The 15,817-nt window shown below is 62.1% G+C and carries 11 protein-coding genes; 6 read left to right on the forward strand and 5 right to left on the reverse strand.

Annotation, left to right across the window (positions count from 1 at the left end; genetic code table 11):
* Positions 1–14 precede the first annotated feature (14 nt).
* The gene (locus CQ020_RS05175; protein ID WP_105690857.1) at positions 15–3,551 is read left to right on the forward strand and encodes a S41 family peptidase; all 3,537 of its coding nucleotides are present in this window, start codon (positions 15–17) and stop codon (positions 3,549–3,551) included.
* Positions 3,552–3,649: 98 nt separating this feature from the next.
* Here the strand turns inward: CQ020_RS05175 and CQ020_RS05180 are convergent, their stop codons facing one another.
* The gene (locus tag CQ020_RS05180) at positions 3,650–4,078 is read right to left on the reverse strand and encodes an OsmC family peroxiredoxin (RefSeq protein ID WP_105690858.1); all 429 of its coding nucleotides are present in this window, start codon (positions 4,076–4,078) and stop codon (positions 3,650–3,652) included.
* 133 nt (positions 4,079–4,211) lie between these two features.
* Between CQ020_RS05180 and CQ020_RS05185 the strand changes: the two genes are divergently transcribed.
* Entirely contained in the window at positions 4,212–4,595 is a 384-nt protein-coding gene (locus CQ020_RS05185; RefSeq protein ID WP_105568148.1) for a VOC family protein, read from the forward strand.
* A 19-nt stretch (positions 4,596–4,614) separates the two neighbouring features.
* Here the strand turns inward: CQ020_RS05185 and CQ020_RS05190 are convergent, their stop codons facing one another.
* The 4 genes from CQ020_RS05190 to CQ020_RS05205 form a co-directional block, all read right to left on the reverse strand.
* Complete coding sequence (locus tag CQ020_RS05190; protein WP_024820506.1) at positions 4,615–4,968, reverse strand: hypothetical protein; 354 nt, start codon at positions 4,966–4,968, stop codon at positions 4,615–4,617.
* A gap of 150 nt (positions 4,969–5,118) precedes the next feature.
* On the reverse strand, positions 5,119–6,864 hold the full coding sequence (gene sucB, locus CQ020_RS05195; protein WP_105690859.1) for a 2-oxoglutarate dehydrogenase, E2 component, dihydrolipoamide succinyltransferase: 1,746 nt from the start codon (positions 6,862–6,864) through the stop codon (positions 5,119–5,121).
* Positions 6,865–6,975: 111 nt separating this feature from the next.
* Positions 6,976–8,358, reverse strand: a complete 1,383-nt coding sequence (gene lpdA / locus CQ020_RS05200; protein ID WP_024820508.1) for a dihydrolipoyl dehydrogenase — start codon at positions 8,356–8,358, stop codon at positions 6,976–6,978.
* Positions 8,359–8,652: 294 nt separating this feature from the next.
* Positions 8,653–10,176: a leucyl aminopeptidase gene (locus CQ020_RS05205; RefSeq protein WP_105690860.1), complete on the reverse strand. Its 1,524-nt coding sequence runs from the start codon at positions 10,174–10,176 to the stop codon at positions 8,653–8,655.
* Positions 10,177–10,510: 334 nt separating this feature from the next.
* Here CQ020_RS05205 and CQ020_RS05210 point away from each other — a divergent pair, with 334 nt between their 5' ends.
* From CQ020_RS05210 to CQ020_RS05225, 4 genes are all read left to right on the forward strand, one after another.
* Entirely contained in the window at positions 10,511–11,449 is a 939-nt protein-coding gene (locus tag CQ020_RS05210; protein ID WP_105690861.1) for a proteasome assembly chaperone family protein, read from the forward strand.
* A gap of 35 nt (positions 11,450–11,484) precedes the next feature.
* On the forward strand, positions 11,485–12,840 hold the full coding sequence (locus CQ020_RS05215; protein WP_105690862.1) for a nitrate/nitrite transporter: 1,356 nt from the start codon (positions 11,485–11,487) through the stop codon (positions 12,838–12,840).
* Positions 12,841–12,932: 92 nt separating this feature from the next.
* Positions 12,933–14,192, forward strand: a complete 1,260-nt coding sequence (locus CQ020_RS05220; RefSeq protein ID WP_105690863.1) for a DUF4192 domain-containing protein — start codon at positions 12,933–12,935, stop codon at positions 14,190–14,192.
* Positions 14,193–14,438: 246 nt separating this feature from the next.
* Positions 14,439–15,740, forward strand: a complete 1,302-nt coding sequence (locus tag CQ020_RS05225) for an RNA polymerase sigma factor (protein WP_105690864.1) — start codon at positions 14,439–14,441, stop codon at positions 15,738–15,740.
* Positions 15,741–15,817 lie beyond the last annotated feature (77 nt).

A 15,817-nucleotide genomic window follows, 5' to 3' on the forward strand; every position in this document is an offset into this window, starting at 1 on the left:
ACTATGATCGAACAATGACCTCCTCCAGCTACCTCCGTTTCCCGCATGTGCACGGCGATCTGGTCACCTTCGTGGCCGAAGACGACGTCTGGATCGCACCCCTTTCAGGCGGCCGCGCCTGGCGGGTTTCCTCCCAGCAGCTTCCGGCCAGGAACCCGCGGTTCACTCCGGACGGAGGGAAGTTGGTCTGGACCACTGTTGTGGGCACATCACCGGAGGTGGTCACGGCAAACGTCGACGGCGGCGGGTACAGGCAGCTGACCTACTTCGGGCACAGCACCACCAAGGTCAAAGGCTTCACACCCGCAGGGAACGTGGTGGTAACGAGCGCCTTCCAGCAAGCCGAAAGCCGCCACACTCACGCGTACAGCCTCCCTTTGGACGGCGGCGCCGCCGTCGAACTTCCCTTCGGCCCGGTGGAGTCGGTCGCCTTTGGTCCCGAAGTTGGCGACGAGAAGCCCGTTGTCCTGGCAAGTGTGCTCTCCCGGGAGCCCGCATGGTGGAAGCGCTACCGTGGCGGCACCGCCGGGAAGCTTTGGATCGATGCTGACGGCAACGGCGAGTTCGAGCGGTTGGTCAAGGAGATCGACGGAAACCTGACCGACCCCCTGTGGATCCAGGGGCGGATCGCCTTCCTGTCGGATCACGAGGGTTACGGAAACCTTTATTCGGTGCTCCCCGATGGTTCCGGACTGCGCCGCCACACGGATCACGAGGATTTCTACGTCCGGCATGCCAGCACAGACGGTTCCAGGGTGGTTTTTGAGTCGGCAGGCGAGCTCTGGATGCTGCCGTCATTGGATGCCGAAGCCGAGCCAGATAAATTGGAGATTACTCTTGGCTCCGCATCACCGGGCCGCCGCCCCGCGCCACTCAAGGCTTCAGCCCACTTGGGAGACGTGTTCCCGAACGTCACCGGAACTGCCAGCGCCGTGGAATCTCACGGCACCATCCATTGGCTCCGCCACAAGGATGGACCTTCACGGGTGGTTGAGGCGACACCGGGTGTCCGCGCGCGGTTGCCCCGACCCCTCACTGACGGACGGATAGCCTACATCGCAGACCACGGGGGAGTGGAAGCGTTGTATATCAAGCGCATCGCGGCCCGCCTTGTGCCCGTGGTGGTTCCCACCATCAAGGCTGAACAACCCGCGCCCGCTGCAGAAGAATCAGCTCCTCTGCCGAAGCCCGTTTCCGCCTCCAACGTGCTGGGACAAGCAACCGCTCCCGCGCAGCCCGGCACCCGGGATACGCCGGCAACCGGATCGCAAGCTCAGGCCAGCCCGGGGGAGGCAGCCGACGCCGAACCATCCGCAGACACCGTTGGCGGGACCGGTAGGCCCGTAGTTCCGGCGGCTTCGGAAGACTCCGCGGATCTCCGTTGTGAATTCCCTGCCCCTACCCGGACCAGTGCCTTGGAAGCCAGCCCTGATGGCCGCTGGATTGCTGTGGGCACGTCCTTCGGCGACGTTTTCGTTGCCGATACCACTACGGGAACACTGGCGCGCCTTGTCAGCGTCGGCGAAGGCAGCATTGAGCAACTCGCGTGGTCCAGCGACTCACAGTGGCTCGTCTGGTCCGAGCCAGTGACGTCCTTCGGTTCGCGGAGCAAGCTCCGGATCGCCCGCCCGGCAGAGCCCGACTCGGGCATTATCGATGTCACGGACGGACGCTTCTGCGACGAGTCGCCAAAATTCACGCCGGACGGAAAGTTCCTGGCTTTCCTGTCCAACAGGAGCTTCGACCCCGTGTACGACGGACACTCCTTCGACCTCTCCTTCCCGAGCCCCATCAAGCCGTACATGGTTGCGTTGGCTGCGGATACGCCGTCACCGTTTGGGCCTTCCATAGACACGCTGGAGGACGCCTCACCCTCCGTGGCTGCAACAGACGCGGCCAAGGCCGACGACGACGGCGAAGCGCCAGCTGTGCGCGTGGACCCGGACGGGCTCGCCCACAGGGTGATCGCTGTGCCGGTGCCCCAGGGGAACTACTCCGAGCTGGCTGTAGGTGACGGCGCTTTGCTGTGGCTTGACACCGAACTTTCGGGTGTCATGGGCGATGGCCGGGGAACCCTCCAGGACAAGAAGACAGCGCCGTCCCTGGTCCGTTACGACCTCGCCAAGCGCAAACCGCTCACACTCGTCAAAGCAGTGGACAGCTACCGCCTTTCGGGTGACCTTAGCCGCATTGTTTATGTACTCGACAAGCAGGTGACGTCCGTCCCTTCGGAGAACAAGGTGGAAGAAGATTCCGCAGAACTTGTGAAGGTGGAGCTCAACAGGATTCGGGTCACCATGGACCCCGTGGCTGCCTGGGGACAGGCCTTCGATGAGGCATGGAGGCTGCAGAGGGACTTCTTCTGGACCGCCGACATGGCTGGCCAGGATTGGGACTCCGTGCACAAGCGCTACCGTCCCATTGTGGACAGGCTCGGTTCCCACGATGACCTGGTTGACCTGCTGTGGGAAATCCATGGTGAATTGGGAACGTCGCACGCCTATGTCAAGCCGACGGCTGTCACCGAGCCCGGGCGAAACGGCCAGGGCAGGCTGGGAGCAGAGTTCCAGCTCGGCGCCAAGGGGTGGGAAATTACGCGGATCCTCGCAGGAGAGTCTTCCGACCCCCTGGCCACGTCACCGTTGACGCGTCCCGGGGCGGATGCCAAGGTGGGCGATGTCCTTTTGGCGATCGACGGCGTCGGGCTTTCGGCGGTCTTGACTCCGGCAATGCAGCTGGTGGGTTCGGCAGGCAGGACCGTTGAGCTGACGCTCTTGAACGGTGAAGGCCATGGTGGAGCTGCCGGTGCCCAACGACGGGTTGCGGTGGTTCCCGTGCGTGACGAGGAAAGGCTGCGATACCAGGATTGGGTCAGGGCCAACCGACGTACAGTCCGTGAGGCGTCGGATGGCAAATTCGGCTACCTGCATGTCCCGGACATGATGGCCAACGGCTGGGCGCAGCTCCACCGCGACCTCGACACGGAGACGGCTTTGGACGGCCTGATTGTGGATGTACGGCGCAACCGCGGTGGACACACCTCGCAGTTGGTTGCCGAACTGATCGGGCGCAAGGTGACGGGGTGGAGCATGCCGCGCGGTGAAAAGCCGCGGACCTACCCGCACCATGCGCCACGTGGACCGGTAATTATCCTTGCCGATGAATTTGCCGGATCCGATGGAGACATCATCACCCAGGTGTCCAAGTTGAGGGGCATCGGCCCCGTCATTGGTACTCGGACGTGGGGCGGCGTAGTGGGCATCGATAATCGCTTCTCACTTGCCGATGGCACCGGTGTGACGCAGCCTCGATACGCCACGTGGTTCAGTGGCGGGATCGGTTGGGACGTGGAAAACCGTGGTGTGGAGCCGGATATTGAGGTACTTTTCCCGCCTCATGCCTACGCGGCCGGGACTGATCCTCAGCTGGAGTACGGAATTGGTGCGCTCAAGGAAATGATCCAGGAACTCCCCACCGACCGTCCACCCTTGCGTGAGGGCTACCGCAAGCTTCGCCCGGCACCGCTTCCGTCGCGTCCCCGGAAGAGCTAAGAGACACGCGTAGGAAGGCGAAGAGCCCCGACACTCCCTCAGGGAGCGTCGGGGCTCTTCCATGTTTCCAGGGCGGTGATATTCAGCCCTGCGTCATGCTATGCGGCGAGGGTGGCATCCAAAGTGATTTCGATGCTGGCCAGAGCACCGGAAACCGGGCAACCGGTCTTGGCGTCTTCAGAGATGCGGCGGAAGTCTTCCTCGGAGAGACCCGGAACCTTTGCGGTCATGGTCAAGTGGCTGCCGGTGATGCCGGTTCCGGGAACGAAGATAACGTCAGCTTTGGTGTTCACTTCTTCTGCCGTGAATCCTTCGCCTGCCAAAGCGTGGCTGAACGCCATGGAGAAGCATGCGGAGTGGGCCGCGGCGATCAGTTCTTCGGGGCTGGTCTTGCCGCCGGACTGCTCGGTGCGTGCCTTCCAGGTGACATCGAACGTGCCCAGTCCTGAGCTGTCCAGCGTTGTGTTGCCGGCACCCTCAATCAGGTTGCCGTTCCAAACCGTGTGTGCGGTGCGTGTTGCTGCCATGTCCACTCCTTGGGATCGTTGTGAGTCGGCAACCAGCCTTCGGCAGGTGCCACCGGGATCAATCCTATGGATTTGCCCGCCGGACCGCACGGCCATTCCGCTGACGGTGGATTGTGACCCCTAGACTGGCGCAATGGATACCGAAGAACTCACACAGTCCGGGAAAAACAGCGGCCCCAGAATCGCGTCCATTATGATCAACGCCGTGGATGCCGCCCGCCTGTCATCATTCTGGTCAGAGCTGCTGGACATGCCCGTGTCAGCCGAACACGAAGGTTTCATCTGGCTACGGCCAGCTGAACCTGGCCATCCGCAACTGGCATTTCAACAAGTCTCAGCACCCACGGAGGGGCGACGCCGCCTGCACCTGGACCTTCACGACGCCGACCCCTCAGCGCTGCGGCGCAAAGCTGAGACTTTGGGAGCTGCTTTTGTTGAGGAGCACAACATCGGAGATTTTCACTGGGACGTTATGCAGGATCCCGAGGGCAACGAGTTCTGTATAGCCCAGGACTAGTCGGCCTGCAGGCCCGGGACTAGTTCCAGAGGGTGGCAATGGCGATGTTGACCAACGCCAGGCCACCTACGCCATGGGCCAGCCCGGTGGAAACCGGCTCGCCGTTCTTCACCTTCCGCGAGCCGATAACCGCGAGAACAGCGACGGCCACGCCAATGGCGAACTTAACACCCAGCTTGAAGTAGTTGGGATCGGCGTCCGGCAGCAAGGGAAACAGGCCCATCATGGCGATGCCTGTGAGGAGCTGAAGGAAGGCGCCGTCGCGCTGGCGGGGGTGGACTGTTGGCGTCTTGAGAGTGGCGATCCAGTAGCCCACAATCATGGCTGCGCCGACGATGTGCAAGAACACCAGAATGTTGAAAAGAATACTCATGGACCCAGCTTATCCAGTTGGTTCTACGTCCCGTAGCAAAGCCACGCGGACGCCCTCAGGCAGGGGGTACATACAGCAGAAGGGCAGGTTACCGATGTCCGGTAACCTGCCCTTCTGGTTCAGCAAGCTGTGCTTATTGGCGCCTAAGTCTTAGAGACCGAGGTCTGCTTCGAAAGCACCTTCTTCAAGGCGGGCCTTGAGTGTCTGCAGGAAGCGTCCGGCATCCGCACCGTCAACCAGGCGGTGATCGTACGTCAACGACAGGTACATCATGGAACGGATGGCAATCGAGTCGTCGCCATTCTCGTCGGCAACCACGACGGCGCGCTTGACGATCGCGCCGGTTCCGAGGATGCCCACCTGAGGCTGGTTGATGATCGGGGTGTCAAACAGTGCACCAACAGAACCGATGTTGGTGATGCTGAAGGTGCCACCGGAAAGCTCGTCCGGGCCGATCTTGCCGTCGCGGGTACGGCCTGCGACATCGGCGATCTTGCTGGCCAGGCCGGCGAGGTTGAGGTTGCCGGCGTCGGAAATGACGGGAACCAAAAGGCCCTTGTCGGTGTCGACCGCGATCGCCAGGTGCTCGGCGTTGTGGTACGTGATTTCCTGCTTCGACTCATCGTAGGCGGCGTTCAGCTTGGGGTGCTGCTTCAGGGCTTCGGCAACAGCCTTGGCGATGAACGGCAGGAACGTCAGCTTGACGCCGTTCTGGGCCTGGAACGAGTTCTTGGCCTTGAGACGGAGCTTGGCGATCTTGGTCATGTCGACCTCGTGCACCTGGGTCAGCTGAGTGGAGACCTCAAGGGACTCGCGCATGCGGCGGGCAATAACCTGGCGGATACGCGGGGCCTTCTCGGTGGTGCCACGCAGAGAGGACGCCACTACGGGGGCAGCGGCCTTGGCGACCGGAGCTGCTGCGGCCGGAGCAGCAGCAGGGGCAGCAGCTGCCTGCTTGGCTTCCGCTGCAGCCAAAACATCCTGCTTGCGGATGCGGCCACCGACGCCGGTGCCGGAAACCGAAGCGATGTCCACGCCGTGCTGGTTGGCAAGCTTGCGAACCAGGGGAGTGACATAACCGGATTCCGAGGAGCCTTCAGCCGCGGGAGCAGCTGCGGGTGCCGGTGCGGCAGCGGGAGCCGGAGCAGCGGGAGCCGCGGCAGGTGCCGGTGCGGCAGCGGGTGCAGGAGCTGCAGGAGCGGGAGCGGCGGCGGGTGCCGGAGCGGCCGGAGCTGCTGCGGGCGCCTCGGCTGCGGGAGCAGGAGCGGCTGCCGGGGCAGCTGCACCGGAACCGATGACGGCCAGAACGGAGCCAACCTCAGCGGTCTCGTCCTCGCTGACACGGATTTCCTGCAGCGTGCCCGCTACCGGGGAAGGAATCTCGGTGTCAACCTTGTCGGTGGAAACCTCCAGGAGCGGCTCGTCAACCTCGACGGTGTCGCCCACGGCCTTGAGCCAGCGGGTGACAGTACCTTCGGTGACGCTTTCGCCCAGTGCAGGGAGGGTTACTTCATGGCCTTCGCCACCGGAAGCAGCGGGGGCCTCAGGGGCAGGTGCTTCTTCAGCTGCGGGGGCAGCAGGAGCCTCTGCGGGTGCAGCCTGCTCGGCGGGAGCAGCGGGTGCTTCCTCAGCCGGTGCGGCCTCAGTTGCAGAGCCGGAGCCGTCACCGATCCGGACCAGGGGGGCGCCAACTTCGGCCGTCTCGTCTTCAGCGACGAGGATTTCTTCGATGACGCCAGAGATCGGAGAAGGGATTTCAGTGTCTACTTTGTCGGTTGAAACCTCGAGCAACGGCTCGTCGATCTCCACCCGGTCACCAACCTGCTTGAGCCAGCGGGTGACGGTTCCTTCGGTGACACTCTCACCGAGGGCGGGCAAGTTAACGGATTCAGACATGTCGTCCCCGTTCTCCTTATTGATCTTTGTGCGGATGAATTCTGCTGGTCCGGGTCAGGTGCATGCGGCATATTTCGCCGCATGCACCTGACCCGTGGGTCTTGGTAAGACTTAGCCGTGGAGAGCTTTGCCCGCGAGGGCAAGGTGGGCTTCGCCCAGGCTTTCGTTCTGGGTGGGGTGGGCGTGGACCAACTGGGCCACGTCCTCCGGGTAGGCTTCCCAGTTCACGATCAGCTGGGCTTCGCCGATCTGCTCGCCCATGCGGGAGCCGATCATGTGGATGCCCACCACGGGGCCATCCTTCTGGCGCACGAGCTTGACGAGCCCGCCGGTGCCGAGGATTGAGCTCTTGCCGTTGCCGGCCAGGTTGTATTCCTGGGTCTGCACCTGGTCGTCGCCGAATTTCTCCTTGGCGGCCTTTTCGGTGTAGCCCACCGTTGCGATTTCAGGCTCGCAGTAGGTGACCTTGGGGATGTTGATGTCCTCGACGATTGCCGGGTTCAGGCCGGCGATTTCCTCGGCGACGAAAATGCCCTGCTGGTAGCCACGGTGTGCAAGCTGGACACCGGGGACGATGTCGCCAACGGCGTAGATGTTGCCGACGCCCGTGTGGAGGCGTTCGTTGGTGATGACGAAGCCGCGGTCGATGGTGATACCGGCTTCTTCGTAGCCGAGGTTGGCGGTCACGGGACCACGGCCAACAGCAACGAGCAGGAGGTCGGCTTCGAAGGTCTGGCCATCAACCAAGGTGACCTTGACGCCGTCGTCGTTCTGCTCAACACCCTGGAAGAAGATGCCGGTGGTGAACTTGATGCCGCGCTTCTTGAATGCACGCTCAAGGTTCTTGACGATCGCGGCGTCCTCGTTGGGGACCAAGGAGGGGAGGCCCTCAATGATGGTGACGTCCACGCCGAAGGACTTCCAGACGGAAGCGAATTCGACACCGATGACGCCGCCGCCCAGGACAATGGCGCTCTTGGGGATGTAGTCCATGGTCAGGGCCTGGTCAGAGGTGATGACCTTGCCGCCGATTTCAAGGCCGGGCAGTGAACGGGAGTACGAACCCGTGGCCAGGACGATGTTCTTGCCAGTGTAGGAGGTGCCGTTCACGACGACGGTGTTGTTGCCCTGGAGCTTGCCTTCACCCTCGATGACGGTGATGCCCTTGGACTTGATAAGTCCCTGGAGGCCCTTGAACTTACCGGCAATGATGCCGTCCTTGTACGCGTTCACTGCCGACATGTCGATGCTGTCGAGTGTGACGTTCACGCCGTACTTGGCGGAATCGCGTGCATGGTCGGCAAGTTCAGCCGAGTGCAGGAGTGCCTTGGTGGGGATACAACCGTTGTGCAGGCAGGTTCCGCCGAGCTTTGCCTTTTCCACAAGGCCAACGGTGAACCCAAGCTGAACGGCCCGCAGGGCGGTGGCGTAGCCGCCGCTGCCGCCACCGAGTACCAGGATGTCGAATTCTTGCGCAGTTGCCTGATCGGCCACTAAAACGCTCCCTCGCGTGAATGATGACACGGGACTGGTGTCATCTGGTCTTTGGAACTTGTTCTGCCGTGATTATGCCAGCACCTAAGTTCTCTTGCATTTGTGACTATCGAGTTCACCTTAGCGAACCACCTACCCATGCTCCACCCTCTGCGGGCGTTTTGGGGAGCGCTTGTGTCGAGACTCACGTTCACTTGTGACACAGCGCTACACCCCGCATAATTCCGGGGTTGTGCAGGCCCTCGCCGGGGATCCGGCAGGGGCCTGCGCAACCCGGAAGGGCAGAGCGGTGCGTTAGGCGGAGACTGCCAGGAGATCCTCGGCGTAGGCAAGCAGGGTGCGGACGGTGCATCCGGTGCCTTGCTTGGGCGTGTATCCATAGGGAGCGCCGTTGTTGAACGACGGCCCGGCGATGTCCACGTGGGCCCAGGGGATCTGCTGCCCGGCGTCGTCCTTGCCCACGAATTCGCGGAGGAAGACGGCTGCGGTCATCATGCCACCGTTGCGCTCACCAATGTTGGCCAGGTCCGCCACCTGTGAATCCAGGCTGGGACGGAGTTCCTCAGGCAACGGCATGGGCCAGACAAGTTCGCCTGCCCTGTCAGCGGCTGACTTCAATGCAGCGGTGACGGAGTCGGATCCCATGATCCCGGCCGTGCGCAAACCCAGGGCGATCAGTTGAGCACCCGTCAGCGTAGCGACGTCAATGATGGCGTCCGGCTTCTCCAGGCTGGCAGCGACGATGCCGTCGGCCATGACCAGACGCCCTTCAGCGTCTGTGTTCAAAACTTCAACTGTCTTGCCGCCGTAGATCGTGAAGACGTCAGCGGGCCGGGCTGCGGCTCCGGACGGCATGTTTTCCGCAATGCAGAGCCATGCAGTGGCCTTAAGAGGCAGTCCGAGCGAGGCGATGGCCAGGACAGTGTTAAGTACGACGGCGGCACCGGCCATGTCGCTCTTCATGTCGCCCATGCCGAGGGCCGGCTTAATGGAAATACCGCCAGTGTCGAACGTGATGCCCTTGCCGACGAGGGCAATCTTCTTTGTAGCCTTTGCGGGGGCGTATTCGACCTTAACGAGGCGCGGCTGGCGGGTGGAGCCCTTGCCGACGCCGAGAATACCCCCGAAGCCTTCCTTTTCCAGACGCTTTTCATCCCAGACGGTGATCTTGACCGGAAGTCCCTTGGCCAGTTCCTTTGCCGATTCCGCGAAGGACTCCGGGTACAGGTGGCTCGGGGGCTCGTTGACCAGAGTCCGGGTTGAGTTGACGGCCCGGGCGAGCACGATTGCCCGATCCAGCGCGGGCTGGGCCGACTTGGCGTCGATATCCGAGAAGATCAGAGCCTTGGCCACAGGCGCCTTCAGCCCATCCTTGCTGGAACGGTGCTCCGTGTAGGCGTACGCGCCCAAGGCGGCTCCTTCGGCGACAGCGGTGACATCCGCCAGGGTCGCCGTCGGGAACGCCAGCGTGACCGAAGCGGTACCCGCCAGCTGGCGTACGGCGGATCCAGCGGCACGCCGCAGAGCTTCTCCGCCAAGGCTTCCGTCATCGGAAAGCTTTCCCACTCCGGCAAGGACAAGAATCCCTGAGCCTGTCTCCGGCAAGCCCGGAAGCCGGTGCGCCTGGTCGGCAGCGCCGGTGATCCCCAAGGGCTTCAGCGACCCTGCAACGGATTCGGCGGCTTTCGCGCTCAGTGGGTTGGACAGCAGTACCGGCCCGTCCGCGCCTTGGGCAACGCCAATCACAAGTGCGTCGCTGGGGGACTTTTTCAGGTCCTTGGCGATGATTCCCAGGATGATGTCAGTAGTCTTGACCACGAGGATGTGTCCTCACTTCTCTCTGCATTGCATGGCGGGGCCGCATGTTTGGCGGCCTGCCCCGGTAGGCGCCCGACGTCCTCTTGCGACGGCGGCCTTGGTCTTCAGGTCTAGCGTCGCAAAGCGCGCCGACCCTTTTTCGATCGTAGTCTCTAGAGTGCTGCGAACAGCAATTAAATGAGAGCTGCCGCACATCCGGGGCAGGAATGCCCGTTGGACGTGCAGCGTTGTATCGATTAGTAGAGTCCCGCAGCCAGGTGTTGGCGCCTTTTGGTGTCAGGTTGCCGGCGCCCCGGGACCTTCCCGAACTTTGTCATTGCGAAAGGAAAACGCCGTGTTTGAACGGATATCCGGCTCCCTCCTGGACCCTGAATCGCTGTACGCACGAAACATCGAGACCTTCCACAGCCCCGAGCTGCGTGGACTGAACATGGTCATGGGATTCACGGGCTTTGCCGATGCCGGTCAGGTAGTCCGGCAGATCAACGCGGAACTGTTGGATGAACTGGACGCTGAGGTGGTGGCCATGTTCGATGCCGACCAACTCATCGACTACCGCTCAAGGCGGCCCCACATCAGCTTCGTGGAGGACCATCTTCAGGACTACCAAGCGCCAAAGCTCGGCCTGTACAAGCTCAATGACGGCCTCGGCCAACCGTTTCTGCTCCTTGCCGGCTTCGAACCCGATCTGCAATGGGAGCGTTTCTCGCGGGCCGTGGTGGGAATCGTGGAAGAACTCGACGTCAACCTGGTGACCTGGATCCATTCCATCCCCATGCCCGTCCCGCATACGCGGCCCGTTGGTGTGACGGTCCATGGCAACATGCCCGAGCTCATTGCGGGGATTTCGAGCTGGAAGCCCACCGTTGATGTTCCCGCCGCCATTGGCCACATCCTCGAACTGCGGCTCACCGAGGCGGAACGCAACGTGGCCGGGTATGTCATCCATGTCCCGCATTACCTCTCTGAAGCCGAGTATCCGCCAGCAGCCGTGGCCGGTTTGGAATACCTGGGGGCGGCAACATCCCTCATGCTGCCCACGGACAGGCTCAGGGAAGCAGGCCGTGAAGTGGGCCGGCAGATTGCCGAGCAGATCGAGGCCTCTGAGGAAGTACAGGCAGTGGTGACGAATCTCGAGACCCGCTACGACGAGAAATCCGAGGGCGTTGTCCGCCGATCGCTGCTGGCTGATGAGAATGATGAACTGCCCAATGCTGAAGACATTGGAGCCGCCGTCGAGGCCTATCTGGCACGTAAAGACTCGCCTCAATAAATCAGCTTTGAGTAGCCGGCAGGCATAATTGGGGGGTGAATGCTCCCCGCGCCTGGCTCATCTGGACGATCGGCGTATTCGCCTACCTGGTGGCGGTGGCGCAGCGGACCTCCTTTGGCGTTGCAGGTTTGGAAGCCACGGACAGATTCCATGCCAGCGCCTCTGCCATCTCTTTTTTCACGGTGCTTCAACTCCTGGTCTACGCAGGGTTGCAGATCCCCGTGGGCGTCTTGGTGGACAGGTTCGGTTCGCGGGCCATGATTGCCGGCGGTGCAGTCCTCATGGGATTGGGACAATTGCAGCTGGCCTTTGCGGACAGTGTTCCCGGCGGGGTCCTGGGCAGGGTCCTGGTGGGTGCAGGAGATGCGATGACCTTTATTTCGGTGATCCGCCTGGTCCCTTTGTGGTTCGCTCCTGCCAAGGTTCCGTTGGTCACCCAGTTGACCGGCATGTGTGGCCAACTTGGTCAGCTCTTCAGTGTTGTCCCGTTTGCGCTGCTTCTCCACGCGGCCGGATGGACGCCCGCTTTCCTGACCCTGGCAGCGATGTCCGTGCTGGCAGTGGTTCTGGTGCTGGCAGTCCTTCGCGATGCCCCACCCGGGCACCCGCCGCGGGAAACGGGTCAAGGCCTCCGTGCCACCGGCGTTTCCCTGTCCCGCGCGTGGAAACAACCCGGAACCCGGCTGGGACTCTGGAGCCACTTCACCGTTCAATTCAGTGGCAACCTTTTTGCGATGACCTGGGGGTATCCCTTCCTGTTGTCTGCCCAAGGACTTGATGCCGGTACCGTCTCCGGCCTCATGGCGTTGTTCGTGGCCACCGCGATCATTGCCGGGCCGGGGTTCGGACGGTTCGTGTCCAAACACCCCATGCGAAGGTCCGCCATGGTTTTGCTGATTGCTTTGGCGACAACCCTGGCTTGGGCTGCCGTGCTCATTCTTCCCGAGCGCGCCCCTCTGTGGCTCCTGGTTATTTTGGTGGTGGTGTTGGCTGTGGGCGGGCCCGGATCCATGATCGGATTCGACTTTGCCCGAACATTCAATCCCTCGCACCGGATCGGCACAGCCACCGGTATTGTCAACGTCGGCGGTTTCATCGCTGCGCTCGTTGCCATTTACCTCATTGGCCTGGTCCTCGACCTCCTCTACGCCAGTGGTTTCTCAGACGGTGACCTCTACGGTCTTGCACCGTTCCGTATTGCCCTCAGTGTTCAGTTCGTACTGCTTGCCCTTGGTACGGTGCTCATCCTGGTGACACGGCGGAAGGTCCGCCGCCAAATGGCAGCCCAAGGGATTCACGTGCAGCCGCTCCTGGCCGCCCTCGCAAGGCAGCGCCGGGAACGGATCGAGCGACGACGTGCTCCACGCCCCACGTCTCCGGACGAAGAGTAGTACCAGCCCCTGGGTGGCTTTTCCACGGCAGCTTGTCCACATAAGCATGATGGTCACTGTTCCCTCCGGGGGGAGTTGCGCAGGGTGGAACCATGACTTCCAACAGAACGCTCAGCATCCACCAACCCGAAGACATCCTTGGCTACATACCCCACATGTTGGGGTACTGGCCCGAGGACAGTCTTGTAGCGATCACCATGCAGGGGAAAGTCCTTGGAGCCACGCTGCGCGTGGACCTGCCAAACCTTGCATCACTTGAGGCCCGTGCGGGTTTCGCAGACCAGATCCGGAGCTTCCTGATTGCCGATGAGGAGGCCAACGGGGTGGTGCTCGCGGTCTACACGGACTCAGGGTGGGAGGACGGCACCGTGGTCCGGCAGGCAATTCCGCTGCTCAAGGCCCTGCAGCTGAGTCTCGATGAAGTTGACTTGTCGGTCCGCGATGCCTGGCTGGTTGGTTCCGAGTACTGGCGCAGCGCTTACTGCACAGATCTTCAATGTTGTCCGGTGCCGGGATTGCCTGTTGAGCGCATCAAGAACAGCAGGCTCAGCGCAGAGCTGGTGTACAGCGGGAGTTCCATAGGGCCGTCCCCCAGGAGCGCCCTCGAAAGACCCCGGCTTGCCAGTCCCGGGGCCGTTGATCCTTTGGTTTTGGCAGCAGAGTCACGCTACGGCAAGCAGATTCTTGGTCGATGGCGGAGCGAGCGCTGCCTGGACGCCATCCTTGCCGTGTGGCACCACGTGCTGAACCGGGTTGAAGCCGGCCGCCCTCTGCGGTCCGGCGAGGATGCACGCATCATGGGCTTCCTTAGAACAACCCTCAGGGTCCCTGCCTGGCGGGACGCTGTGGTGGTTATGGCGGCAGCAGGAATGGATTCTGCGAAGTCCGGTGCATCGGCCTTCGGACTCTTCGTTGACGACGACAATGACGGCAACACGCCGTTCGACCCACAAGAACTCGGAGTGGAAGAGCCTGTTGCCGCCACCGCCAAAGTACTGCCAGAACTAAGTACCGACGAAGACGTCTTCACCTACGGTGACGTCCTGCTTGGCATGCGGCCGGACATGCCTTGCTGGACAGCTCTGGATGCACTGCAAACGGTCCTTGCCGGGCTGTGCGTCGATGACGAATCCGGTGTCGTGCCCGCAGCGGCACTGACTCTGCAAGGCTGGATCGCCTGGTGCAAGGGGCGCGGATCCATTGCCCACGCGTGCCTCAGCGGGGCGGAGGCCGCCCAACCGGGCTATCGACTTGCCGAGCTGCTGATGGATCTCCTGGGCACAGGGACCATTTGCCCGTGGGCGCGAAGTTCCAGCACTGCCTGGCGCGGATACAGGGACACGGTCGTGTAGGGGGTTTGGGTATTCATCAGGCGTAGGTTTCGCAAAACCGTGAGACAATGGATGCCGAGACCCGGTTGGGTCCGCGTTCGAATGCCTGAATTGGCCCCTTCGCCGGGAACAATACAGTGTCGTCGAGAGTTCTCTATAGAGACTCTGCAGACGGCGATTGCATTTGAAATTGATCGCGGACTTGACAGGGTCATAGTGGTGTTGCCCGTATGGTGATTCCACAGACCGCCGCTAGAAAGGTTTTCTGTGACCCCGTCTTCCGTCGAGAAGGAACCCGCCGCCCAGGCCGAATTGTCCGCTGAGGAAAAGAAGGCGGCAACATCGGCAAAGCGCGCAGCGACACGTGCTGCCAACAAGGCCTCAGAGGGCGACTCTGACAAGCCGGCACCTAAGAAGCGTGGACCCAAGCCCGGTGCCAAGGCCGCCGCTGAAGCCGCGAACAAGTCCTCAGGCTCTGACGCTGAGGACTCCAGCGGCGAGGATGAAGACTTTGATCCCGCAGCTGCCGAGGAAGTCGGAGACGACGAGGACGGCGCTACGGCCACCAAGGACAAGGCTGCGCCATCCGGTTCGGGATTCGTTTACTCGGATGCCGACGACGACGACGCTCCTGTCCAGCAGGTCATGTCGGCCGGCGCTACAGCCGACCCCGTCAAGGACTACCTCAAGCAGATCGGCAAGGTTGCCCTGCTGAATGCAGAGCAGGAAGTTGATCTCGCACTTCGGATTGAGGCCGGCCTCTTTGCTGAGGAAAAGATCAACGCTGACGACGGATCCATGGATCCCAAGCTCAAGCGTGAGCTTGAATTCGTCATTCACGACGGCAAGCGTGCCAAGAACCACCTGCTCGAAGCCAACCTGCGCCTCGTCGTTTCCTTGGCCAAGCGCTACACCGGCCGCGGCATGCTCTTCCTGGACCTGATCCAGGAAGGCAACCTGGGCCTTATCCGCGCAGTAGAGAAGTTCGACTACACCAAGGGCTTTAAGTTCTCCACCTACGCCACATGGTGGATCCGCCAGGCCATTACCCGCGCCATGGCAGACCAAGCCCGCACCATCCGTATTCCGGTGCACATGGTGGAAGTCATCAACAAGCTGGCCCGCGTACAGCGCCAAATGCTGCAGGACCTCGGCCGTGAACCGACACCTGAGGAGCTGGCACTCGAACTGGACATGACGCCTGAGAAGGTTGTTGAGGTCCAGAAGTACGGGCGCGAGCCGATTTCACTGCACACCCCGCTGGGCGAGGACGGTGACTCGGAGTTCGGTGACCTGATCGAGGACTCGGAGGCGGTTGTTCCCGCCGACGCCGTCAGCTTCACGCTCCTGCAGGAGCAACTGCATTCCGTTTTGGACACACTGTCCGAGCGCGAGGCCGGGGTCGTCGCGATGCGCTTCGGTTTGACTGACGGTCAGCCGAAGACTTTAGACGAAATCGGCAAGGTCTACGGCGTCACGCGTGAGCGCATTCGTCAGATCGAAAGCAAGACCATGTCCAAGCTGCGGCACCCGTCCCGCTCGCAGGTCCTTCGGGACTACCTGGACTAAACAAGCAGAGTCATGGGAAGTGGCCCGGCCGGATTTCCGGCTGGGCCACTTTCTTGAGCGCATTCAGCTGAGTTTCT

It is taken from the genome of Arthrobacter sp. MYb23, assembly GCF_002979775.1.
Taxonomy (GTDB): domain Bacteria; phylum Actinomycetota; class Actinomycetes; order Actinomycetales; family Micrococcaceae; genus Arthrobacter.